The organism is Caenimonas soli (assembly GCF_013155545.1).
Classification (GTDB): Bacteria; Pseudomonadota; Gammaproteobacteria; order Burkholderiales; family Burkholderiaceae_C; genus Ramlibacter; species Ramlibacter soli.
This window is the reverse complement of record NZ_JABJVV010000010.1, coordinates 91,636-115,844: the sequence shown is the minus strand read 5'-3', so window position 1 is coordinate 115,844 and position 24,209 is coordinate 91,636. Positions and strand designations below refer to the sequence as shown.

Here is a 24,209-nt window from a genome sequence, read left to right as displayed (position 1 = left end):
CTCAACGAGCATCCCATGCAATACACCGACACGAACAGGCCAAAGGAGCGAATGAGCGGCGATTCGGAGCTAGACGCTCTGACCACGCAGCCAACAATCTTCGCGCGCGGAGAGGACAAGATATCAGAGCGGGCATTGCGAGCGCTGTCGCCACAGGAGATGCTGTGGCGACACAGCTCAGTGGCTGGCTTGTCGGATGCGTTGATCATGATGGTTGACGACGAAGTGTTGAACATTGAAATGACGGAGGCCTTTCTCATCGAGGCCGGTTACAAGCATTTTGTGAACACAGATGCCCCCGAGCTTGCGGTGCCCATGATGCGCAAGGAGCTGCCGGCCGTGCTGCTGCTGGATCTGAGCATGCCCAAGGTGAGCGGTTTGGACATTCTGGCCACCATGCGGGATGACCCCGTGCTACGCCACGTGCCGGTGATCGTGTTGACCAGCAGCATCGATCCGCACGTCAAGTTGAAGGCTCTGGAGATGGGCGCGATGGACTTCCTGTCGAAGCCGGTCGACCCAACTGAGCTGGGCCTGCGAATCCGCAACACACTGGCTGCGAGCGCCTACCGCGATTATCTGAGTCAGCACGACGGGCTGACCGGCTTGCCGAACAAGCAGCGCTACCATCGGGAGGTGGCTGTCGCTCTAGCTGCCGCGAAGGTGGAGGGTTATCACGGCGCTCTGCTGCACGTTGGCGTGGACGCGCTCGGTCGCATCAACGATGCGCTGGGCCGCTCGATTGGCGATCAGCTGCTCCAGCGGATCTCAAAGCGGTTAGCCAGCTGCGTGCAGACGGAGTGGGGCGGTGAACTGAGCTCTGAGCATCACAATCCAACTCTGTATCGTTTTGATGGCGACGAATTCGCGATCATCGTGCCGCGCATGGACGGAGTGCATAGTGCGGCAGCATTCATCAACAAGCTTCTTGAGGATGCGACCGTCAGCTTCCGCCGTCACGGCTCGCCGGAACTATTCGTCACCAGCAGCGTCGGGGTGTCGGTGTTCCCCATCGACGGCATGGACCCTGACATCCTGACCCGTAACGCCGGGCTGGCCCTGCGCCATGCCAAGCAGGCGGGGCCGCACCGGTATGAGTTTTTCTCTCCCAAATTCAATGAGCTGGCGCAAAGCCGGCTGGACCTCAGTGCCGAGCTTCGACATGCAATCAGCCGCGACGAGATCGAACTACTCTACGAACCGCGAGTGGAGCTCGCCACTGGGCGAGTGGTCGCAGCGCAAAGCGTGTTGCGCTGGAGGCATACTTCTGGCCGAATCATTGAGGGCGACGAACTCACGGAGCTGGCGGGCAGTTCCGAAATGGACGTGGCGCTGCTCGAATGGCAATTCGAGGAATTGAGCAAGCACGCCCGGAACTGGCGTGCCGCCGGTCTCCACCCGATCCCAGTTGGAATCAGCGCGTCGTTGGCGAACATCCGCCCCAGTGATCTCGGTCACCTAGCCGACGCCACCATTGCTGCTGGCATGGAGGCGCGCCACCTGACGCTGGAACTGCAGCACGTCGGCGTCATTGACCGTCTGCCAGCGCGCGAGACAATGGAAATGGCTGCTCTTCGCAAGAAGGGCTTTCGGCTAGCCATCGACCGGTTTGGCTCCACTTCCTCGGTAGCGCATCTGCGCAGCCTTCTATGCGACGAAATTAAGGTTGAAGCCTCATTCCTGCGCGACTTGGGAAGAGACGCGACCTTGCAGGCGATGCTGCTAGGCATAGGCGATCTCGCCCGCCGGCTCCGCCTGACGTGCGTCGCCTGCGGCATCGATACGGCCGCGCACCTCGCCTTCCTAAAGAAGAACGGCTGGGACCAGGGGCAGGGCCGGCTGTTCGGAGAGCCGCTCTCCGGTCTGGCGTTCGCGGCAAGATGGCTCACCCGAAGCGGCAAGACGCACCGCGTGTTGCTCCCTGGTGAAAGCGAGTGACGGTTGATACGGCGCGCTTGATTGAGTTTTCAGATCCGGATGGCATGGGTTTGCGCCTCATGCTTGAAGAGATCCGAGGACCGATCTTTGGCTATTACGTCGCGGGGTACGCCATCGCGACACATAGTGGCTACGTTGCGGACACAAAAGTTTGCAAAGACCGACCCTTATCGGTTTGGGACACGCCGACTGCTGTCTCAAAAATGGCCTTGGGGCCCTGCAAGAGACCCGCAAGGACCTTCTTCATTCGGCCTTCAAGGAGCCAGGGACTGTCGCCTTGGTCTGAAGGCGCCGTTCCAGCCGCCTGTACACGGCATGAAAGAGCCGGTCCATGACCCAGCATCTCGAGGTTGCACACAACGCAGTGCTCATCGGCGGGCCAGACACGGGTAAGACGCATCTGGTCACGGCCATCGGCATAGAGGCGATCCAGCAGCACGCCAGCGGGTGCGTTCTACGAGGTCTATGTCGTAACCGACGCCTCCGGCGGCGTCCGCCGAAGCCCATGAAATGGCCGTGCGACGCATGGTCGCAGCGGGAGCGGTGCCGATCACCTGGCTTGCGGTTCAGGCTGAGTGGCAGCGCGATTGGGCGCGCGAAGCCACGGTGGCGGCCTTGGGCGAGATTCTGATGCAGCATGCCGGCGGTACCGGTGTGCACTCGCCTGGGAATTGCAACTGCTCGCTGGCAAGGCTGGAGCCGGCGCCTGATCCGACATGACGTGTCGGGATTTTGTCATTTGGTCAAGTTGTTGATGCAGACTCATCGAGCGCTGCATCTGCGGCAAACCCCGTTTGGTTGTCGTCGCCAATTTCGATGTGTGCACGATTCATCAGCTCTCGACTGAGGCGTTGCAGTCGCTCGCCTATCACGGCTTGGCGTGCGCCGCTCAGCCTGGACGCACTCGCAATCAAGACGATGGCCGCAACTGGGCGGCCATCGCGTTGCAGAAGCGGCACTCCGACACCCCAGTAGCCTGGTACGAGGATGCCGGGGATCGAGCAATAGCCCCTCTCGCGGGTTTCTTGCAGGAGTTTCCTGATCACACTGACTGTCATGCTTGGAAACTGCTTGGCAATCGCATCCGCATTGATCGAAAGCACCAGGTCGACTTCATCATCCGGCATCGCCGCGAGAATCGACAAACCACCGGCTCCTAACCCCAAGGGGTGACGGTCGCCGACCTTGAGCGACGAGTGCGGGTAGGGGACGTCTCCGTTCGCACGGGAAAGGCATATCACCTCCAAGCCGTGCCGAACCGAGAAGAAAACCCAGTCGCCGGTCTCCAGCGCCAACGCACGAAGCGACGGTGCTGCAATTCGCTGAAGCGCATAGCTGGGCTCCGCGGCCAGCCCCACCGCAAACGCCTCCGGACCCAACTGATAACGACGAGAACTCGCGTCCTGCGCCAAGAACTTCTCGTCCATGAGCGTACGCGCCAGTCTCAAGGTAGTTGCCTTATCCAGTTGGAGCTTTCGCGCCATGTCGCTCACTCCCAAGCCCGTCGGCTGGTAGCGGGCAAGGAGCTTCAGGATGCTCAAGCCACGGCGCAATGTTCGTGAGCCCTGCTTTTCAATGGTGCTGTCTTGGATTTCTGCCATAGTGAAAACCCTGCGTTCTAGTTTCAACAGATGAACCGAATCGATGTTATGAATCTATGGTAACCCCTTTTTTCGCCTGATTTGCGGTGGCACACTGCAAACGCGTTCACCCAGTGAACCGATTAAGCGGCGCGCCGACGATGGGCGCAACCTTTCGATTCCCACCAAATGACTATTACTCAAGAACCATCTCGTGTTGCTCTGATCACCGGCGCCGCCAGTGGTATCGGGCGGCGAATAGCCGAAGGCCTGGCCATTCAACGGGGGATCAGCGTGTACATCGTCGACAAGGACGCCGGCGCGGCTTCCGAAGTGGCACTGGCCATCAGCGCGGCAGGGGGGCGCGCAAAGTCTTGCGTTGTGGATCTGCGAGACTGCGCCGCGCTTCAGAAGGCACTCCCGGAATTGACAGCCGAATTCGGCGTGCCCGACATCGTCGTCAACAACGCTGCAATGGCAGCTCTGATGCCGGCAGCTGAATACTCGCTTGACCATTGGACGGCAACGATGGCGGTGAATGTGACGGCACCGATGATCCTGATCCAGCACACGCTGCCCCACATGAAAAAGCGTGGTTGGGGCCGCATCGTGAACGTGGCCTCCATCAGTGGCATTCGAGCAGGGACCGGTCGCCTGGGATACGGCACCTCCAAAGCGGCACTGATCGCGTTGACCAGGCAATTCGCGATCGAGGTCGCCGAGTGGGGGATTACCGTCAACGCGGTCGCCCCCGGCCCCGTGGAGACGCCCCTGGTGAAAATCAATCACGACAGTGCCACGCGCGCCACCTATGACGACATGGTGCCCATGCGCCGCTACGGGACTCCCGAGGAAATTGCGAATGGCGTGTTGTTCCTGGCCTCGGACCAAGCCAGCTACGTCACCGGACACACCCTCGCGATCGATGGAGGTTTCATCGCAGCCGGTGTCCTCGTACGCGACATGTTCGAAAAGCAACCAGTTCCCCCTATCCCCGCTGCTGCATCGCTCGCGACAGTGGCGCCCTAAGAAACCGCGCTTCACAAACCCCAGGAGACAAAAAATGACGATCTCTCGCCGCAAACTGATCCAGGGCGTTGCCCTGTCCGCTGCCGCAACCGCAGCGCCCGTCAAACTTGTATACGCCCAAGGGGCCGAGTTCACTTACAAGTACGCCAACAACACGCCGCTCACGCACCCGATGAACATTCGGGCCAAGCAGGCTGCCGACGCCATCCGCGCCGAAACCAATGGCCGCCTGGACATCCAGATCTTCCCGAGCAGCCAGCTCGGCTCCGACACTGACACGCTGAGCCAACTGCGCTCGGGTGGCGTCGAGTTCTTCACGCTCTCCGGGCTCATCCTCTCCACGCTCGTGCCGCCGGCCGCCCTGAACGGTCTTGGCTTTGCCTTTCCCAACTACGACACGGTCTGGCGCGCCATGGACGGCGATGTCGGCGCCTACGTACGCGCCCAGATCGCAAAGGTCAACCTGGTCGCCATGGACAAGATCTGGGACAACGGGTTCCGCCAGATCACCACTTCGACGAAGTCGATCACGAATGCCGATGATCTGCGCGGCCTGAAGATCCGCGTGCCGGTTTCGCCGATGTGGACATCCATGTTCAAGGCGTTCGATTCTTCGCCTGCTTCGATCAATGCGTCCGAGATGTATACGGCGCTGCAGACGAAGGTTGTCGACGCCCAGGAGAACCCGATCTCGGTTGTCTCCCTTTTCAAGCTGAACGAGGTGCAGAAATACTGCTCACTGACGAACCACATGTGGGATGGTTTCTGGTTCCTCGCGAATCGCCGCGCTTGGGAACGCCTGCCTCCCAATCTGCGCGAGATCGCCTCGAAGCACCTCAATGCGGCCGCCGTTTCGCAACGAGCCGATGTGGCAACGCTCAACGGCACCCTGCAGCAGGAACTCGCTGCCAAGGGAATGGTGTTCAACGCGCCGAAAACCGACTCGTTCCGGGACAAATTGCGGTCTGCCGGCTTCTACGCGGAATGGAAGGCCAAGTTCGGGGACGAGGCCTGGGCGACCCTCGAGAAATACACCGGCAAGCTTGGTTGACGCGAGGGCTGATTGATGGATCGCGCAACTCCGGTCTCGGCGATGAACCCTACGGCCGACCCAATTGTCACGCTGACGCCGAGTGCTGGAGAGGGCGGATCCGCCGCCTCGACTCCCTGGTGGATGCGGCCGCTCGAGGCTACAGCGGCCGCGCTCATCGCGTCCATCACCGTCCTTCTGCTCCTGGGAGTTGTCTCCCGCTACGTGTTTGGCCGGGCGATCGTCTGGGTGGACGAGGTGGTGTCGATGCAGTTCATATGGGCAGCGATGATCGGCGCGACCATTGCCGTTTACCGCAACGAGCACCTGCGACTGAGCGTGGTCGTCGACCGCCTGCCCGAGAGGTTGCGTGAATTCGTTCATGCATTTGCGCTGGTAGCAATGGCCGCTGTCCTCGTTGCGCTGGTCGGACCCGCCTTCACGTACGCGCACGAAGAGTGGGCCATCCTGACGCCGGCGCTGAACATCCCCAACACGTTTCGTGTTGCTGCCATTGCTTTCGGTATCGTGGCCATGCTGACGCTCCTGGTGATGTATGCGGGGCGCTCCGTCCGCATGAGGCCCCTGATCCTTGCGACGGTGCTGGTCGCAGCGATTGCAGGGCTGTGCTGGATGTTGTCGCCCCAGCTGTCCAAGTTGGGAAGCATCAACATCGCGATTTTCCTGGTTGGCTTTGTCGCCGTGTGCCTGGCTGCCGGCGTCCCGATCGCGTTCTGCTTTGCGGCGGGGGCGGTCAGCTACCTTGCGTTCACCACCCAGGTTCCATTGCTGGTGGTCGTCGGCCGCATGGATGAGGGCATTTCGAGTCTCGTGCTGGTGTCGGTCCCGATCTTTGTTCTCCTTGGCTGCGTGCTCGATGCGACAGGCATGGGAAAAGCGATCGTCGACTTCCTCGCTTCCTTGCTGGGCCATATCAAGGCGGGCATGTCCTATGTCCTGCTTGGGTCACTCTTCATCGTATCCGGCATTTCGGGATCGAAGGTCTCCGACATGGCAACGGTAGCGCCGGCGCTATTTCCGGAGATGAAACGGCGCGGGCACAAGGGACCCGACATGGTGGCGCTGCTCGCGACGGGCGCGGCGATGGCCGACACGGTCCCGCCGAGCATCGTGCTGATCGTGCTTGGGGCGGTGGCGGGCGTATCGATCGCCGGACTCTTCCAGAGCGGCTTCGTCGTCGCCATGGTGTTGCTTGTATCTTTGCTGCTCCTGGCGCGGTGGAAAGCGCGCCACGAAGACATGAGTGGCACCAAGCGCGCGCCGATGCGCGTGGTGGGCCGCATGCTCCTTCTGGCTGGACCAGCTTTGGTGCTCCCGTTCCTGATTCGCAGCCTGGTCGGCGAGGGCGTCGCGACCGCCACCGAGGTCTCCACCGTCGCGGTGATCTATGCGTTGCTGATCGGGCATTTCATGTACGGCGGCCTTGGCCTGCGCAAGCTCTACACCATGCTCGTGGAAACCGCCGCGCTCTCCGGGGCTGTGCTTCTGGTCCTCGGCGCCGCATCCGCAATGGCTTGGGCCATCACGCAAAGCGGTGTCGTGCAGCAACTGTCGCATGTTCTGACCACGTTACCGGGCGGGCCGATCGCGTTCATGGCTGTCACGATCGTGGTGTTCGTCTTGCTCGGATGCCTGCTCGAAGGGTTGCCTGCCGTGCTTTTGCTCGCCCCGATCATGTTCCCGATCGCGAAGAAGCTGGGGATCAACGACATCCAGTACGCGATGGTGGTCGTCTGCGCCATGAACGTAGGAATGATGCTGCCTCCCGTGGGGGTCGGCTTCTACATCGCCTGCAAGATCGGCGGCGCGAAGCCCGACGAAGTGATGGGCGCGATCTGGCCCTACTTGCTGGCGCTTCTCATTGGCGTCGTCGTTATCGCCGCAGTCCCGTGGATTTCCACGGTGGCTCTGTAGGTCTACGCAATTCAAATCAGGAGAAATTCCATGTCCAAGCGTGCCGTTATCGTCGGTTGGTCCCACACACCCTTCGGCAAGCTCGATGCCCCCGATGTCGAGTCACTGATCGCCAGCGTTTCACGAAGCGCCCTCGATCATGCAGGCGTGGCCCCCAAAGACGTCGACTTCGTGACCGTCGGGGTCTATAACAATGGCTTGACGCCCCAGGGTTTCGAAGGAGGCCTGGTATCGCTCGGCGAACCGGCCCTTCGCTTCACGCCGGCGATGCACGTCGAAAACGCCTGTGCCACCGGTAGTGCCGCGCTCTACAGCGCGCTGGACTATGTCGAAAGCGGACGTGGCCGCATAGCGCTCGCCATCGGCGCGGAGAAAATGACTGCGGTTCCGTCACGCCTGGTGCCGGATATCCTGCTCAGCGGTTGCTACCGAAAGGAAGAACAGAACCCCGACGGGTTCGCCGGGATCTTCGCGCGCATTGCCGAGACGTATTTCCAGCGGCACGGCGATCACCGCGAAGAGATGGCCATGATCGCGGCGAAGAACCACGCGAACGGCGTGCACAACCCCTACGCGCACGTCCGCAAGGCCTACGACGTCGAGTTTTGCAACACGGTTTCCGACCGTAACCCGCTGGTCGCGGGGCCCCTGCGCCGTACTGACTGCTCGATGGTGTCCGACGGCGCGGCCGCGCTGGTCGTGGCGGACGAAGAGACCGCAGCGACATTGCTGCGCGCCATCCGGTTCCGGGCGCGCGCGCACGTCAATGACCTCATGCCTTTGTCCCGCCGGGACCCCATCGCCTTTGAAGGCGCGCGGAGGGCCTGGGAGAAGGCGCGCGCTGAATCCGGTGTCTCGCTGGACGACCTGGCATTTGTAGAAACGCATGACTGCTTCACGATCGCCGAAATGATCGAGTACGAAGCGATGGGCCTGGCCAAGCCCGGCGAGGGGTGGAAAGTGATCCGCGAGGGCGTGACCCGCCGGGATGGACGGCTGCCGGTGAACCCCTCAGGTGGATTGAAGGCCAAAGGCCACCCGTTGGGCGCGACTGGAGCGTCAATGCACGTGATGGCGGCCATGCAGCTGTGTGGCGAAGCAGGCGATATGCAAATCCCCAACGCCCAACTGGCGGGCGTCTTCAATATGGGCGGGGCGGCCGTGACCAACTACGTTTCCATCCTGGAACGAACGAAATGAAGACGATCCATCAGGCCCCGGTGTCGCGTCGGGCTATGAACCTGGCTTACTGGGCGACGCAGAATTCCCGCCGCCTGCCGGCGCACATCGCGTTGGTCTGGGGCGAACACTCGTGGACCTGGGCCGAACTTGATGCGCGCGTCTCCGCGCTGGCCGCCGCTCTCGTCGATCTGGGAGTCCAGCAGGGCGAAGCCGTCCTCGTTCACAGCAAGAACAGCAACGAGATGCTGGAGTCCATGTTGGCAACATTCCGGATCGGTGCGGTCTGGGTGCCTACGAATTTCCGGGTGCTGCCAGACGACGTCGTCTACATGGCTAGCGTGGCCAAGCCCCGCGTGTTTCTCTGCCAGTCCGACTTTCCAGAGCATGCGGCGGCGGTGCTCCGCGCCAATCCTGAAACGCAAGTCGTCTGGCTCGCGGGAGACCGCGCTGCCGACGACGATCGCCCTACGGCCGACGCACTGAGCCGTGCATGCAGCGGTCGAGTCGTTCCCAATGCCGCGGTGAAGTGGGACTCAGCTTGCTGGCTTTTCTTTACTTCGGGGACCACGGGACGTCCCAAGGCGGCCGTGCTGACGCATGGGCAAATGGCGTTCGTGATCAACAATCATCTCAGCGACCTCATGCCGGGGGTGACCGAGGAGGATGGATCCCTCGTGCTGGCACCGCTGTCGCACGGCGCCGGGGTCCACCAGCTCAACATGATCGCGCGCGGCGGCAAGACGGTCTTGCTGCCGTCGGATCGGTTCGATCCAGAGCAGGCGTTCGCGCTCATCGAGAAGCACCGGCTCACTAACCTGTTCACCGTTCCGACCATCCTGAAGCTTCTGGTGGAAGACAGCAGTGTCGACCGGCATGACCACTCCAGCCTGCGCTATGTTGTGTACGCCGGCGCGCCGATGTATCGGCAGGACCAGAAGCTGGCACTGCAGAAACTCGGCAGCGTACTCGTTCAGTATTACGGGCTGGGCGAGGTTACCGGCAACATCACCGTACTGCCGCCGCGCGATCATGATGGGTCTGACGATGCAGGCCGTACCGGCACATGCGGCTACGAGCGCACCGGAATGGAAGTGTCTGTGCAGGATGACAAAGGACTTGAGCTGGAACCCGGGCAGCCGGGAGAGATCTGCGTCATCGGGCCGGCGGTGTTCGCCGGCTACTTCGAGAATCCGGAGGCGAACGCCAAGGCATTTCGCAACGGCTGGTTCCGCACGGGAGACATCGGGTACAGGGACCGCGATGGGTATATCTACCTGACCGGACGATCGTCCGACATGTACATCTCAGGTGGATCGAACATCTATCCCCGCGAGATCGAAGAGAAAATCCTCACGCACGAGGCTATCTCGGAGGTGGCCGTCTTCGGCGTGCCTGACCCGAAATGGGGGGAAATCGGAGTAGCCGTGTGCGTGGCACGTCCTGGAGCGCAGGTCGACGAAGGCCAGATCCTGGAGTGGCTGGCTACCCGCGTAGCTCGCTACAAGCTGCCGAAGCACGTCTACTTCTGGGACGCCCTGCCAAAGTCCGCCGTCGGAAAAGTGCCGAAGCATATGATGAAGGATGAGCTGCGGCGCCGAGGGCTCGTGCCGTCGGAGGAGGGTGCCCGTGCGCAGCATTGAACATCCGGGACCAGTGCACGCAGAGCGCGTCCAAAGCATCCCGACTGCAGTCCGGAAGGTCGAACTCGAGTTGCCGCGTGGCAAGTCATTGCTGGACAGCCTCACTGAAGCGGTAGCGGCCAATGGCGCCACCAGTGCCGTGTTCTCACTCCACGGCGGCAGCCTGGCCCCAATGGCATTCTTCATGCCAGCCGAGTCGAAGTCGCCGGAACATGCCGTCTACTTCAGCGATCGCTTCGAAGCAGTCGGCGCGGCGCGCCTTGAGTCTGGGTGCATCACATTCGGGCTGCGCGACGGCCAGTCGTGGCTTCACTGTCATGCGGTCTGGACTGAATCCGACGGACGGCGCCGCTGCGGGCACATCTCGCCAGCGGAGTCGCTGGTGGCCGAGCCCATTCGGCTCAGCGCCTGGCTAATAGCTGGCGCCAACTTTGTAGTCAGCGCCGACGCCGAGACGAATTTCAGCTTGTTCCAACCCGCGGCAATTCCAACCCCCAACATTGACACCAACGCGTTGGTGGTCCGGGTGCGTCCCAACGAAGACCTCTGCACTTCGCTCGAAAACGTATGCATGGCCCACGGCATCCGCAATGCGCAGGTTCGGGGGGGTGTTGGAAGTCTGGTGGGTGCTGCGTTCGATGACGGTAGAACTGTTGAACCGTTCGTGACCGAGGTCTTCATCCGCCAGGGACACATCGCGCCTGGGCCTGACGGCTCGCTTCGCGCGGATGTGGACATCAGTTTGGTCGACCATACGGGCCAGATGGCAGAGGGGCGGCTTAGACGCGGGCAGAACCCTGTGCTGGTGACGTTCGAGATCGTTCTCGAAACAACCGCAGGCCGGTGAGTTCGAAGGAGCAGTAATGGATCGACTGAAGGGAAAAGTGGCCCTGGTGTTCGGGGCAGGGTCATCGGGACCCGGATGGGGCAACGGAAAAGCGGCGGCAGTCGCCTATGCACGCGAAGGCGCACGCGTCGTCGCCATGGATATTGCTGAGGCGGCTGTGTGCGAGACCGTTCAGATCATCGAATCGGAAAATCACGTGGGGATGGCGATCCAGGCTGATGTGACCAGTTCGGACTCGGTGGCGGCAGCGGTCGAGCGAGCGATGCGGGCCTTCGGGCGGATCGACATCCTGCACAACAACGTGGGTACAACGCTCATGGGCGGGCCCGTCGACATAGACGAGGCGGCATGGCATCGGTCCATGGACATCAATGTAGGCAGCGTCTATCGCACCTCAAAGGCCGTATTGCCCCAGATGATCAAGCAAGGAAGCGGCGTGATCATCAACATCTCGTCGCTGGCGGCAATTCGATGGGCCGGGTATCCGTACTTTGCGTATTACGCGGCCAAGGCCGCAGTGAACCAAGCCACCGTGGCGATCGCTTTGCAGTACGCCCGCCACGGTATTCGCGCGAATGCCATTCTTCCCGGCGCGATCGATACCCCGCTGATCTACCGCGAGATCTCGTCGCAGTATGCGTCCGTGGAAGAGATGCGTGCAGCTCGTGACCGCGCTGTGCCAACGGGGAAGATGGGCACGGCATGGGACATCGCCAACGCCGCAGTGTTCCTGGCATCGGACGAGGCGTCCTTCATCAATGGCGTGTGCCTGCCGGTGGATGGCGGCCAGAGTTGCAGTATTGTGGGCGGCGGTGATCAAAAGTGAGCCCCTCCCATGACATCAGTCCCAAGCTAAGCAGTACGCCGTAGGTGCTTTGTACGGGGCAGAAAGTGTCATTTACACCAAACTTGAGTTGGCAGATAGCACGCTAATGAGTACTCATCCCGTAGAGATAGGCGGTCAGCATGAGTACCAGGCAGCTCTGTTTGGCATGGATTCTGTTCCTCTCGTTCAGCGCCCACGCATCTGAATGGTGCCGAGAGCCTGAACTCAATATCTTTGGGCTTTCCGCACACCTCTACGAGACGAAGTACTCCGCCCGGCATGGGTGGAACGAGTGGAACTACGGGGCCGGGTTGACGTGCCACCTCGGCGGCGTGGGACGCTGGAACGACGAGGCCGAGGCCGGCGCTTTCAAGAACTCCTACAGAAGGACATCGTTCTATGCGGGCTATGGGCTCTACTACCCATGGACGCCCGAGATTTCGGGGGGAATCCGAGCTGTCCTCGCCTCCGGCTACCGCGAGGTGAACAGCAGTGGCCTTCGAGTGGGAATCATGCCGGCGGTCAAAGTCAAGCTCAACGAGTCGGTCACCTTGAACCTGCTGGCCAGGCCCTTTTACAGGCCCTTCTTTTGCGCCCACGTCGGGATCAAATTTTGAGCCCGGCAAAATCCATCCGGACATAGGAAGTAGCCTACCTCGCGCTACCCGTGCAGCCTACGGCAAGCTCGGTGTCGCACAGATAGAGTAAGTCTGGATGCCAACGCTGAACATGACCAACATGCAACGTCAGGGAAGCTGATCATGGAGACTGCCCGCGTCTACGTGTGGCGGATCAGGCTCTGCCTCCTCGCGCTGGCCTTGGCGCTGGTCGGCGTCGACAAAGGCGTCGACAAGCCCACCCCTGTGTCTGAGTCAACTCAGCTAAGCCAGTCCAGCCCGACCGTCGAACCAGTCGCCGTGTCATCCGCCAATGCCGGCCCCGTCCGTGTCGGCACCGCCGCTTTTCCGCGGTCGGCGGCGCAGCCACTGAAGCCGGCTCGATCGAAGATCATGGCGCCGCGGCCCCTCGACCTGCGCTGCTCTGGGCGGGGAGCGAAGCCTTCCAGTCCGCTGATCGCGGGAAAGTCAACCAGGGCGCAGAAGTCGAGTGGCTGCAGACTCACTACCGGCGGCAGTACAAACATCAAAACGCCGATTCCCGGACAACGGAAACCGTTCATCTCGGCGGCAAAGAAGCGCGACATATCGATGGCGCCGACCCGCAACGCCGAATCGCCAAAATCCCGGCACAAGGTAGCTCGAAAAGGCGACGGCAAACCTGCCGACAACGTCGCCGCGCTGCGTCAGGCGCGCACCCGGTCAAACGCCTGAAGCAGTTCGCTTGCGGCGCCTCGTTCTCGGCCGCTACGCCACCCGCGATCGCGGCGGTTTCGGATCGCCATCCAGGAGATCCAGTTCCTTCTTGAAGGCTGCGATCAACTCGGACACCCCCGGCTCGGCCATCATCGAGAAATGCGAGCCCGCGATGGTGGTGACCCGGATGTCGTCGCTGATGTGCTCGTCCCACCCCAGCGTGTCGCCTGCCCCCAGGTACTGGGTGTCGGCCTGGGTCGCCTTGAACAGCACCATGGAGCCGTCGTAGGGCGCGGGGTGATAGCGCTCTTGCGCCGCCACGAAGCTGCGGAAGAGGTGAAACTCCACCAGTTCGGGTGGCAGCGGCTCGCCGCGCGCCAGCCGTTGCAACGCCAGCGCATAGGTCGCGTCCGCCAGCTTGCCCCTGCGGCGGCGGCCGGGCCAGTCCAGCGCGAACTGCACGGTCCAGTGCCGCATCAACCAGAGCTTCTTGAAGTTCGATACCTTGCGCCTGGCCGCGGTGGGCGAGAGGGTGTCGATCATTGCCAGAAGTTCGACCGCAGCGCCGTCTCTCTTGAGCTGCTGTGCCATCTCGAGGGCGATCACGCCGCCGGCGGAATAGCCGGCCAGGCGATACGGACCGTGCGCATCGACGGTCCGGATGGCCTCGACATACTGCGTGGCCATTTCCTCGATCGTGGCGAGCGGCGCCAGGCGGCCGTCCACACCCTGAGCTTGCAGTCCATAGAAGGGCTGTTCATGGCCCAGCCGGTCGGAAATGATCTTGAAGTTCAGCACGTTGCCGCCGGCGCCATGGACGCAGAACAGCGGCCTGCGCTCGGCTCGCCCCTTACAGATCGCCACCAGCGGCGACCAGCTGCGAGTGACGAGCGAGATCACATTGGAGGCGTGCTTCTTCGGCTCGGCTGCCGGCTGCGCCGTGTCCAGGCCGCCCGCGTGCGCAACCACGGCCGCCAGTGCTCCCAAGGTGGGGGCCTGGAACAGGGTCGCCAGCGGCAGGTCGACCGCGTACTGCTTCCTGATCCGTGCGAACAGCCTCACGGCCGCCAGCGAATGCCCGCCCAGGGCGAAGAAGTCGTCTTCGGTGCCGATCTCCTCCACGCCCAGCAGTTCGCGCCAGACCTCGGCGAGGATGCGCTCGACCGGATTGAGGCCGGCGCTGCCGGCCGTCTCGCCCGCGGTGCCCGGCTTGCGCACTGTCACCTTGGGCCGGGCTTCGGCCATCGCGCGCTTGATCTGCGAGAGCTCGATGGAAGAAACCATGATGTCGCGGCCGGCACCCGAGAACACACGGGCGAACAGCTCGTGCGAGTCTTCTCCCCTGATGCCACAGGCCAGCATCGCGTCCGTCAGGCTACGCTCCCGCCGGGCGGGGGCCTGGTGCGACACCGCGTCGGGTTTCACGCCGCGCAGGGAGAAGCCCTCGAAGGTGGCGATGGGCGCGCCGTCCGGCGCGTGGAGGCTGACGTCGAAAGCGGCGAACCGATTCTTGGTCTCGCCCCTGAGCTCGACGCGGCTGGTTAGAGTTGCGGGCACCGGCGCGACCAGGCGGATGCGCTCCACGGAGAGCGGCACGTACAGGTTCTGGTCGCGTTCCGCCGCGCTGACCAGGTGAAGGCCGAAGGTCGCGGCCATGTCGGTGATGGCGGGATGGGCGGTGTACGCGGCCAGGTCCCCGGCGAACTGCGCCGGCAGCGCCAGCTCGGCCATGGCGCTGCGCTCGGCGAGACGCATCCGGGTGATGTTGCGCCAACGCGCACCGAAGGCGACGGCTTTCTCCTGCGGGATTTCTCCCCTGCGCCATCCGGCGGACGACACCGGCGCCGCCGCCGGAAGCGTTCCCAGGAACACGCTGACGCTCGCCCTCGCATGCTCCAGCCAGCGGTCGTCGAGTACATCGCGGCTGCGCACCAGGAAATCGTAGCCGGCGGGCGTGCGCGGCATCTCCACGCGAACGATGCGCGCCGACGTGCCGTCGAACACCATCGCTTCCTCGAAAGACAACGAGCGAATCTCAACGGCAGCCCCGGGATGGAGCACTTCCATCGCCGCGCGCGCAATCTCGATGTAGGCAGTGCCCGGAAGCACGGCGCGCCCGGCCACTGCATGTTCCTGCAACACCCACAGGTCGCGGCTGGCATAAGTCGCCTCGAAGGCCGCGCCGTTCTCGCTGTCCACCTGTGCGCCCAGGAGCGGGTGGCCTTCATTCGCCGCTTCGTGGCCCAGGCTCTGGTGGCCGTAGGTGCGCACGGCCATGCCTTTGTCGCCCCACACACCCCAATGAACGGCCAGCCCGTCCGAACGAGAGGCGGCCAGCGAATCGACGAAGGCGTTGGCCGCGACGTAGTCGACTTGTCCCGGAACGCCGAGATAGACGCTGGTGGAGGAGAACACCGCGAAGATGTCCAGATCGCCGGGCGGCAACAGTTCGTGCAGCACCTGCGCGCCACAGGCCTTGGGACTGATCACGCGCGCCACGCTGCCCGACGTCTTGGTGGCGATCGGGCCGTCGTCGAGTACGCCGGCCGCATGGAAAACACCATTGATCGTGCCAAAGCGGGCCCGGCATTCCGAAACCACCCGCGCCATCGCTTCGCGGTCCGCCACGTCGGCGCTGATCGCCAGCACCTGCGCGCCTTGCTGCTCCAAGGCGAGCAGCCGGCGCACGAGCCGCACCTGTGCCGAATGATCGCCGCTGGCGGCAAGGCCAGGCCAGCTGGCCTTCGGCGGCAGGGCGCGCCGGCTGACGAGGGCCAGCCGCGCCTTGTGCTTGGCGGCCAGGAAAGCAGCCAGGTCCAGTGCGATGTCGCCCAGCCCCCCGGTGATGAGATAGGCGCCCCCCGTCCGCAGCAGTTGGCGTTCGCGGCCGGCCGGCTTCGGGGATGGTGCGAGCTGCTGCGTCCAGCGCTCGCCGTCGCGATAGGCGACCAGGTCGGATTCATCCGCGTGCTGGGCCTCGCAGACGATGGCGCGCGCGACCGGTTCCGACGAAACATCGAAGGGGGCCAGATCGATCAGGCGCGTGCTGACGTTCGGTATTTCCTGGGGTATCACGCGGCAGGGCCCCAGGGCCAGCGCCCGCTCGGGATGCGGCACCGCCTCGCCCATCACGGCTTGGCTGCCAGCCGTCACGACGGTGAGGCGCAGTGGTGCGGCCAGATCGAGTTCCTGCAGGGCCTTGGCCGTATTGACCAGGCTGTCGAAGGCCAGTGCCTGCCCCGCGAGCTGCTTGCCCGTACCGCCGGGCATGGTGTCCATGGACCAGAGGTGCAGGATGTGGTCGGGCAGCATCGCCGACTGGTCCAGCGCTGCCAGAAGCTTGCCGTAATGCTGCGCATCGGCCGGCGCGATCTTGAAGCTCCCGTTGCGCTCCCGGGCGAAATCCTGGCCGCGGTGGACCAGCGTCACGCTGCCACCGTCCTGGGTGACCCGGGTAACGATGTCGGCGGTCAGCTTGGAATGATTGCCGAAGACCAGCCACTTGTGGCCCGGCTGCGGATTTGCCGCCGGCAAGGGCGAACGCGTCCACTCGGGAACGCGGAACCAATCGTCGTAAGCGGGCAGGCGCGTCACCGCCGCGGCAGCCGGTGCCGTGGCTTGCGCGCGCTCCTCCTGCTGTTGCTGCGGGCGGATGCCGGGCTCGATCCAGTGGCGCTGGTGATCGAAGGCGTAAGTCGGAAGCGAAACGCGGCGGGGCCGTGCCGGGCCGCGCAGGGCCGCCCAATCAGGCGTGACGCCGCGCGTCCAGAGCGCACCGGCGGCGGTGAGCATCAAAGCGAGATCGGCGTTCGGCTCCTGGGCCTTGCTGGTCGAGGCCAGGATGGTTCGGGCGTGCCCGGCACTGTTCTGCCGGGCGAGGGCGCACAGTCCCTGGCCGGGCCCGGCTTCGACCAGGATGCTGTCCGGCATCTCCTGCAGCAGCTGGCCCAGGCCCGCCGAGAAACGAACCGGGTGGCGCAAATGGCGCACCCAGTATTCCGGGTCGGTGAGTGCCTGCGCGTCGGCCCAGGTGCCGGTGAGGTTCGAGATGAACGGGATCGCCGGTGCATTGAAGCGGATGCGCGAGACGCGCTCGCGGAAGGTATCGAGCACGCCGTCGAGCAAGCGTGAATGCGCCGCGACGTTGATGCGCACGCGCCGCCCCTCGATGCCGCGCGCGGCCAGCCGCTTCTCGAGTTGCGCGATCGAATGCAGCGGGCCTGAGGCCATGCACAGGTCGGGCGCGTTGACGGCCGCGATGTCCAGGTCCAGCCCCGCCATCACGGCTGCCAGCTCGGCTTCCGGCAGATCGACGGACAGCATGCCGCCGGGCCGCGCTTCCTCGAACAGCTGGCCGCGCAGGACGACGATCGAGAGCGCGTCCGGCAGCGACATCACGCCCGCCAGGCAGGCCGCCACGTAGTCCCCGGCGCTGTGGCCGATGACCGCGGCGGGCTTGATTCCCCAACTCTCCCACAGCTTGGCCAGCGCGTACTCGAGCGTGAACAGCGCCGGCATGGCGTAGGTGGGGCGGGCCAAGGTATCGGCGGCCGAGCTACCTGCAGCGTTGTCGAACATGACCTCGCGCAAGTCATGCGGCGCTTCGGCCGGCATCGCGCGCAGGCACTCGCCTATTGCACGTTGGAAGGCCGGCTGGCCCAGCAACTCGCGTCCCGCGCCCGGGTAGTGGGCGCCGCCACCGGGGAACATCAGGACGACGCCTGGCGCGCGGGTCTCTGCCTTGCCGGCGACGCGGTGGGCATGGCTCTTGGCAGCGAGCGCGTCGCGCAAGCCGGCCACGTCGCGCGCCGCGATCGCACAGCGATGCTCGAACGGCCTGCGCCCGACTTGGGCGGTGTAGGCGGCATCTGCCAGCGAAAAACCGGGTGGCGGATCGGCCAGGAAGCCGTGCCATTTGGACTTGAGCCGTTCCAGCGAAGCAGGGGTGCGCGCCGACAGCGTCACGAGCTGCCATGCATCCTGTTGCGGGGCCGTGTCGGCCGCCGGCGGCTCTTCCACGATCACGTGGGCATTGGTTCCGCCAACGCCCAGCGAATTGACAGCGGCGCGGCGCGGCGTGGCGCCGCGGAGCCAGGGCCGGGCCTTGTCGACCACGCGGAAGGGCGTGCTCGCCATGTCGATGCGGCTGTTGGGCCGGCTGAAGTTCAGGCTGGCCGGAATGAGCCCGTGGCGCAGCGCGAGCGACACCTTGATGAGCGAGGCCACGCCTGCCGCCGTGTCCAGATGGCCGATGTTGGTCTTGAGCGAGCCGATGCCGCAAAAGCCGGGTCCGCCCGCACCGTAGGCTTGGGCCAGGGCGGCAATCTCGATCGGATCGCCGACGGGCGTGCCCGTGCCGTGCGCCTCGATGTAGGCCACGCTGCCCGGCTCGACGCCTGCGACCCCCAGCGCCTCGACGGCGGCGCGCGCCTGGCCGTCCACACTGGGTGCGAGGTAGCCGGCTTTCTGCGAGCCGTCATTGTTCACTGCCGATCCGCGGATCACCGCGTAGATGTTGTCGCGGTCGCGGATGGCATCCTCCAGGCGCCGCAGGACGACGATGCCCGCGCCGCTGCCGAAGAGGGTGCCGGCCGCGTCGTCGTCGAAGGCGCGGCAATGGCCATCGGGCGAGAGGATCTCGCCCTGCGCATACCGATAACCCTGGCGATGCGGCAGCTCGATGCTCACCCCGCCCGCGAGCGCCATGTCGCACTCGCCCGACAGCAGGCTCTGGGCGGCCATGTGCACGGCAACCAATGAGGTGGAGCAGGCCGTCTGCACCGAAATGCTGGGCCCCTTCAGGTCGAGCAGGTAGGAAACGCGCGAACAGAGAAAGTCCTTGTCGTTGCCGGTGTGCCGCAGCAAGAACATGCCCATCGATTTGACGAGCTGGGGGTTGGTGAGCAGGTTGTACGGCAGGTACGCCTGCATGCCGCAGCCGCCGAACACACCGATGGCACCGGCAAACGTCTCGGGCATATGACCGGCGTCTTCGAGCGCCTCCCAGGCGCACTCCATGAAATGCCGGTGCTGCGGGTCGAGCACGGCGGCGTCGCGCTTGCTGAAGCCGAAGAACTCGGCGTCGAACATCTCCATGTCGGGCAGCACCAGGCTCGCACGCACGTAATCCGGGTCTTCGATGTCGGCTTCGGCAACGCCGCCCGCCCGCAGTTCATCCGGTGTCAGCCACTGGGTTGCTTCCTTGCCATCCCGCAGCAGCGACCAGAGCTCCGCGGGCGAGCGGGCGGCCGGGAAGCGTCCCGCCAGCCCCACGATGGCGATGCTGCCGGGATCGATATCGTTCATGCGACAGGACTCTGGGTGGGCTGCACGCCGGAGCGTGCCCGCATGAGCCGGCGCGCGTTGGCCCGGTTCAATCCGTCGCCAACCGCGCTGGTTACCGGGTTGCCACCCAGGTGCGCGGCCAGCGAACTGATGGTGGGCAGGCGGAACATGTCCGTGATCGAAACCTCGCGCCCGCAGGCATCGCGCAGCCGCCGCTGCACTTGCACCACCAGCAGCGAGTGGCCGCCCAAGTCGAAGAAATTGTCCGAAGTTCCCACGTGGGGCAGCCCCAGAACCTCCTGCCAGATGGCGGCGATCGTCTTCTCGAGCTCGTTCTCGGGCGCTGCCGATGGCCGCACCGCCAGCGCCGAGTGCGGCTCGGGCAGGGCGCGCCGGTCCACCTTGCCGTTGGGCGTGAGCGGCATCGCCTGCAGCACGACGACTGTGGAGGGCACCATGACCTCCGGCAGTTCCTGCGCCAGCGCCCGCCGCAACTGCTCCGCGTTGGGCACGCCGCCTGCCTTGGCCGTGACATAGGCCGCCAGGCGCTTGTCGCCGGAGATGTCATCGCGCGCGACGACCACGGCTTCCTTCACGCCTGCTTGCCGCGCCAGCGCGGTTTCGATCTCGCCGAGCTCGATGCGATGGCCGCGTATCTTCACCTGATGGTCGATGCGGCCCAGGAATTCGAGCGCGCCATCGGGATGGCGGCGCACCAGGTCGCCGGTGCGGTACATGCGCGATCCGGGTTGCGCCGGGTCGTCGACGAAGCGCTCGGCCGTGAGCTCAGGGCGCTTCCAGTAGCCCTGGGCAACGCCATCGCCACCGATCAGCAATTCGCCGGGTACCAGCGCCGGACATTCATTGCCCCAGGGCGCGCGGATGGCCAAGCGGGTGTTGGCGATCGGCTGCCCGAGCGGAACGAAATCGCCGATGTCATCCAGCTCGCAGGTCGTGGACCAGATGGTGGTCTCGGTGGGCCCGTACATGTTCAGGACCTTCCCCGGCACCAGCGTTTTCAGTTCCTTGGCGAGTTTCAGGGGCAGGGCTTCGCCGCCGACCATGAGCACGGACAGGCGCGACAAGGCCGAGCGGCCGGCGGCGTCCGCCACCAGCATCGAAGCCATGGAGGGCGTGCACTGCAGGTGGGTCACTGCGTTCTGTGCAATCTGCTCGGCGACCGAGGCGCGGTGCACGGAAGGCTGCGAGTGCCGGGCTGCCTCCATCAAGCCTTTCAGATCCGTCAAATGCGCGAGCACCGTATCGGTTTCGATGCCGAAGTCGATCAGGCAGGCGATCTCGTCCACGCCCGCGCCCTTGAGCTTGTCGACCAGCGCCAGGCAGCGCCGCGGCGTGCCGAACAGGGCGCTGGTGCCGTAGTAGCGCGTGAACGCGTGTTCCAGCAGGGCGTCCATGTCTTGCGGCGACAGCGGCTGCGCATCCATGATCTCGACCGGGCTCTTGCCTTGTTCGCCGCCGCGCTGCACGAACGTGGGGAAAGTCCACGCCGCCTGTTTGATGAGGTCCACCGAACTGCGCAGGTATTCCTTCATCGGCCCGCGCACGGTCTCGCGCACTTCGTCCTCATCCTGGCCGATGAAGGTGTGCAACATGAGCGTGACATGACCGTCGCCCGGATGGCCGGCTTTGTGCCAGGCCACGCGGTACAGCCTGATCTTCTCCGCAACGTCGTCGATGTTCTGGCCCAGCAGGTGCGTGAGCAGGTGGCATCCCAGCTCGCCGGCCTGCTGGAAGGTCTCGGGGTTGCCGGCGGCGGTGAGCCAGATCGGCAGGTCTTTCTGGATCGGCCGCGGCAGGGTCCGCACATCGACCGGCTTGCCCAGCGGGCCCGGGAACGCAACGCTTTCCCCGCGCCACAGCCGGCGGACCACGTCGATATTGGCGAGCATCTCGTTCTTGCGGTTGGCGAAGGCGGCCGGCGCGATGACGAAGTCGTTGGGCTGCCAGCCGGATGCGAACGAAACGCCCACCCGGCCTTGCGAGATGTTGTCCACGAAGGCCCATTCCTCGGCCACGCGGATCGGGTGATGCAGCGGCAGCACGCAGCTGCCGGCGCGAATCTTCAGCCGTGTGGTCATGGCCGCGATGGCCGCACTGGTCAACGCAGGATTGGGGTAGAGGCCGCCGAAGGCGTGGAAATGGCGCTCGGGCGTCCAGATGGCGGCGAAGCCTTCCTTGTCGGCAAACTTCGCGCCCTCCAGCAGGAGCTTGTAGCGATCCTGCGGCGTGGACGAGTTGTCGCTGGCGAAATAAAAGAGGCTGAAGTCGACCGGCCGGGTCTCGGTCCGTGCGGTGTTCGAATGCAGCTCGATGGTGAGCCCGCGCGCCAGGGTCCAGCACAGTTCGAGTACCGAGATGTCGAAGGAGAGGCTGGTCACCGCCAGCCAGCGCGCGCCCGGCTCGTGCGGGATCCGCAGGTCCATCCCGGCAAAGAAGTTCATTACGTTGCGATGGGTGAGCACCACGCCCTTGGGCCGGCCGGTGGAGCCCGAGGTGTAGATCACATAGGCAGCGTTGTCGGGTCTTGCCGCCGGGAGCTTCGCAGTTGCATCCGCGGCCGGAAGCTCCGCATCGAGCAGGAGCGCCCTGTCCAAGGGCAAGGTGAGCGAGGCGGCCAGAGCGCCATTGGTGACGACGAGCCGCGTTTGCGAATCCTCGATCATGAAGGCGATGCGATCCGGCGGATAGTCGGGATCGAGCGGCAGGTAGGCGGCGCCCGTCTTCATGATCGCCAGCACGGCAATCACCAGCTCGGGAGTGCGTTCCAGGCACAGGCCGACCATGTCGCCGGGGACGACGCCGCGCTCCAGCAACCGCGCGGCGAGGCGGGTGGCTTTCTCATCGAGGTCGCGATAAGAGAGGGACTGGCCCTGAAAGGAGATCGCCTCTTGCTGGGGTGTGCGCGCTGCCTGTGCGGCGATGGCTTCGTGCACACAGCCTGCAGTGTCGTAGGCCATCGCCGTGGCGTTGATCTGCGCGATCGCCTGCACCTCACCGGGGGGCGCCAGCGGGATCCGGGCCACGGGGCCGGACGCCGAGTCGAAGGCCCTGAGCCATGCGCCGAGGTGGGCTGCCATGAGCTGGACCGTTTGCAGGGCGAATACGCCTGCATCGGCTACCAACTCGAGCCCGGTGCCGGAAGCATCCGCTGTCAGCAGCAGTTCGAAGTCGCCGAGTTGTGCGGCATGGCCGAGGCAAATGCCGGTCTTTCCGACTTGTCCCAAGCCCGGTTGCTTGTCGCCCAGGCGCGCCGGCAGATCACGCGCATAGGGACCGGCTTCGCGAATCCTGGCGACCTGGGTCTCGGCGGCGGCGCCGACCTGCACGGCGCTGTCCTGTGGCGATGTGACCAATGTGAGTGGAACCCAGGGCGACAACCAACTCTCCAGGCCACGCGCCCACTGGGTCAGTACGGTGTCGCGATACATGACCGAAACGCGCTCCTGGCCGGTGAGCGCCGACAGCCATGACAAGAAGGCGGCGGCAGTCTGGCCGCCATGCGCCGGAACATCCAGCCTCTCACGCAGAGGCGCACCTCGGCTCGGGCGCGGCGCCGAAAGACTCCTCGGATAAGGAAGTTCAACCGGCGCCAGCGCCCCGAAAGCCTTGCGCCAGAAAGCCTCGCCCTTCGCGACTTGCGGAACGCACGCCGCCAGCCTTTCGCGCAGCGCGGCATCGATATGGGGGAGCACCGTTCCCGCAGTGAGTCCCTGCGGCGGCCGGCCCGCCGGATCCGTGCATCCGCCAAGAACGATGTCGCCTTCGCCCGTGGCAATGCGCAGCGTCTGCCCATCGATTTCGATCAGGGTTCCCGGTGCGGCGAACGAGGGCTTGGACGCGATGCGCGCCGAAGCAGCCAGCAGCATCGAGTCCCGAAGAAGGACCTTTGGCCGTGCCAGCGGGTTGGGGTAGGGCCCGAAGTCGAGCGCGCGTACCAGCGCGGCAATGTCCGTTGCGGTCTGCGAAAAATCCAGGGTGGCCAAGGCGTCGGGCCGGCGATCGCGGCCGAAATAGCTGCGATGGCCGGTCTGTTCGGTGAGGGGAAGATCGCCGCGACCGATGTCGTGGACGATGGACTTGAAGGTGGCCAGGCCCGCCTCGTAGCATTTGGTGTTGAGGCTGAATGCGGTTTCGGCGGCGTCGATTGCAAATTTCGCCTGGCGAACGATCCGGCCCGCATCCACCGCGGGCGTCATCTCGTGCCAAGTCACGCCGTGTTCTTTTTCCTGGGCGAGCAGCGCCCAGGACGTCGCGTTCAGTCCGGCATACCGGGGCAGGGGCGCGTCGTGGAAATTGATTGCCAATTTCCGCGCCCGCGCAATGAGGTGGGCGGGCAATACATGCAGGTTGGCAATGCTGAAGAGATAGTCGAACTGGTTCGCCGGAATCTCGATGGGCGAGTCCACGTCCAGGTGCACCGCTTCGATTCCCTTCGACTCGGCCCACTGCAGGATATGGGGTGCGTGGCTGGCCACGCACCGGATCGCATGCCCGGCGCTCAGATAGGCCTCGCCGCACTGGACCAACAAACTTCCGTCGCCGACAAACACAGCGCTTGTACTGCTCATCACATTCTCGAACAA

Annotated in this window: 14 protein-coding genes and 1 pseudogene; 12 read left to right on the top strand and 3 right to left on the bottom strand. The window is 64.5% G+C overall.

Annotated features, from left to right (window positions below):
* Positions 1-15 precede the first annotated feature (15 nt).
* The 3 genes and pseudogenes from HNE04_RS16890 (at position 16) to HNE04_RS28100 (ending at position 2,658) form a co-directional block, all read left to right on the top strand.
* Complete coding sequence (locus tag HNE04_RS16890) at positions 16-1,938, top strand: EAL domain-containing protein (RefSeq protein ID WP_172221553.1); 1,923 nt, start codon at positions 16-18, stop codon at positions 1,936-1,938.
* Positions 1,939-2,275: 337 nt separating this feature from the next.
* Positions 2,276-2,377: pseudogene (locus tag HNE04_RS28105) on the top strand (ATP-binding protein); the annotation flags it as partial.
* A gap of 71 nt (positions 2,378-2,448) precedes the next feature.
* Complete coding sequence (locus HNE04_RS28100) at positions 2,449-2,658, top strand: hypothetical protein (RefSeq protein WP_235965133.1); 210 nt, start codon at positions 2,449-2,451, stop codon at positions 2,656-2,658.
* A 23-nt stretch (positions 2,659-2,681) separates the two neighbouring features.
* Here the strand turns inward: HNE04_RS28100 and HNE04_RS16875 are convergent, their stop codons facing one another.
* Positions 2,682-3,539 (bottom strand): IclR family transcriptional regulator, encoded by an 858-nt coding sequence (locus tag HNE04_RS16875; protein WP_172221551.1) that lies wholly within the window; start codon positions 3,537-3,539, stop codon positions 2,682-2,684.
* A gap of 168 nt (positions 3,540-3,707) precedes the next feature.
* Between HNE04_RS16875 and HNE04_RS16870 the strand changes: the two genes are divergently transcribed.
* The 9 genes from HNE04_RS16870 (at position 3,708) to HNE04_RS16830 (ending at position 13,338) form a co-directional block, all read left to right on the top strand.
* Positions 3,708-4,547: an SDR family NAD(P)-dependent oxidoreductase gene (locus HNE04_RS16870; RefSeq protein ID WP_172221548.1), complete on the top strand. Its 840-nt coding sequence runs from the start codon at positions 3,708-3,710 to the stop codon at positions 4,545-4,547.
* Positions 4,548-4,581: 34 nt separating this feature from the next.
* Positions 4,582-5,598, top strand: coding sequence for a TRAP transporter substrate-binding protein (locus HNE04_RS16865; protein ID WP_172221545.1), 1,017 nt, complete (start codon positions 4,582-4,584; stop codon positions 5,596-5,598).
* A 15-nt stretch (positions 5,599-5,613) separates the two neighbouring features.
* A complete protein-coding gene (locus HNE04_RS16860; RefSeq protein ID WP_235965097.1) occupies positions 5,614-7,512 on the top strand; it encodes a TRAP transporter large permease in 1,899 nt (632 codons plus the stop codon).
* Between the two features lie 30 nt (positions 7,513-7,542).
* On the top strand, positions 7,543-8,712 hold the full coding sequence (locus HNE04_RS16855; RefSeq protein ID WP_172221542.1) for an acetyl-CoA acetyltransferase: 1,170 nt from the start codon (positions 7,543-7,545) through the stop codon (positions 8,710-8,712).
* Entirely contained in the window at positions 8,709-10,334 is a 1,626-nt protein-coding gene (locus HNE04_RS16850) for an acyl-CoA synthetase (RefSeq protein ID WP_172221539.1), read from the top strand. Before HNE04_RS16855 ends, HNE04_RS16850 begins: the two co-directional genes overlap by 4 nt.
* A complete protein-coding gene (locus HNE04_RS28315) occupies positions 10,321-11,181 on the top strand; it encodes a PCC domain-containing protein (protein ID WP_172221536.1) in 861 nt (286 codons plus the stop codon). The genes HNE04_RS16850 and HNE04_RS28315 overlap by 14 nt, the downstream gene beginning before the upstream one ends.
* 16 nt (positions 11,182-11,197) lie before the next feature.
* Complete coding sequence (locus tag HNE04_RS16840; RefSeq protein WP_172221533.1) at positions 11,198-12,007, top strand: SDR family NAD(P)-dependent oxidoreductase; 810 nt, start codon at positions 11,198-11,200, stop codon at positions 12,005-12,007.
* Positions 12,008-12,147: 140 nt separating this feature from the next.
* On the top strand, positions 12,148-12,624 hold the full coding sequence (locus HNE04_RS16835; RefSeq protein WP_172221530.1) for a hypothetical protein: 477 nt from the start codon (positions 12,148-12,150) through the stop codon (positions 12,622-12,624).
* A 144-nt stretch (positions 12,625-12,768) separates the two neighbouring features.
* Positions 12,769-13,338, top strand: coding sequence for a hypothetical protein (locus HNE04_RS16830; RefSeq protein ID WP_172221527.1), 570 nt, complete (start codon positions 12,769-12,771; stop codon positions 13,336-13,338).
* Between the two features lie 33 nt (positions 13,339-13,371).
* Here HNE04_RS16830 and HNE04_RS16825 read toward each other — a convergent pair whose 3' ends face one another.
* Positions 13,372-19,626 (bottom strand): type I polyketide synthase, encoded by a 6,255-nt coding sequence (locus HNE04_RS16825; protein WP_172221524.1) that lies wholly within the window; start codon positions 19,624-19,626, stop codon positions 13,372-13,374.
* A complete protein-coding gene (locus HNE04_RS16820) occupies positions 19,623-24,194 on the bottom strand; it encodes a MupA/Atu3671 family FMN-dependent luciferase-like monooxygenase (protein WP_172221521.1) in 4,572 nt (1,523 codons plus the stop codon). Before HNE04_RS16820 ends, HNE04_RS16825 begins: the two co-directional genes overlap by 4 nt.
* Positions 24,195-24,209: the final 15 nt, after the last annotated feature.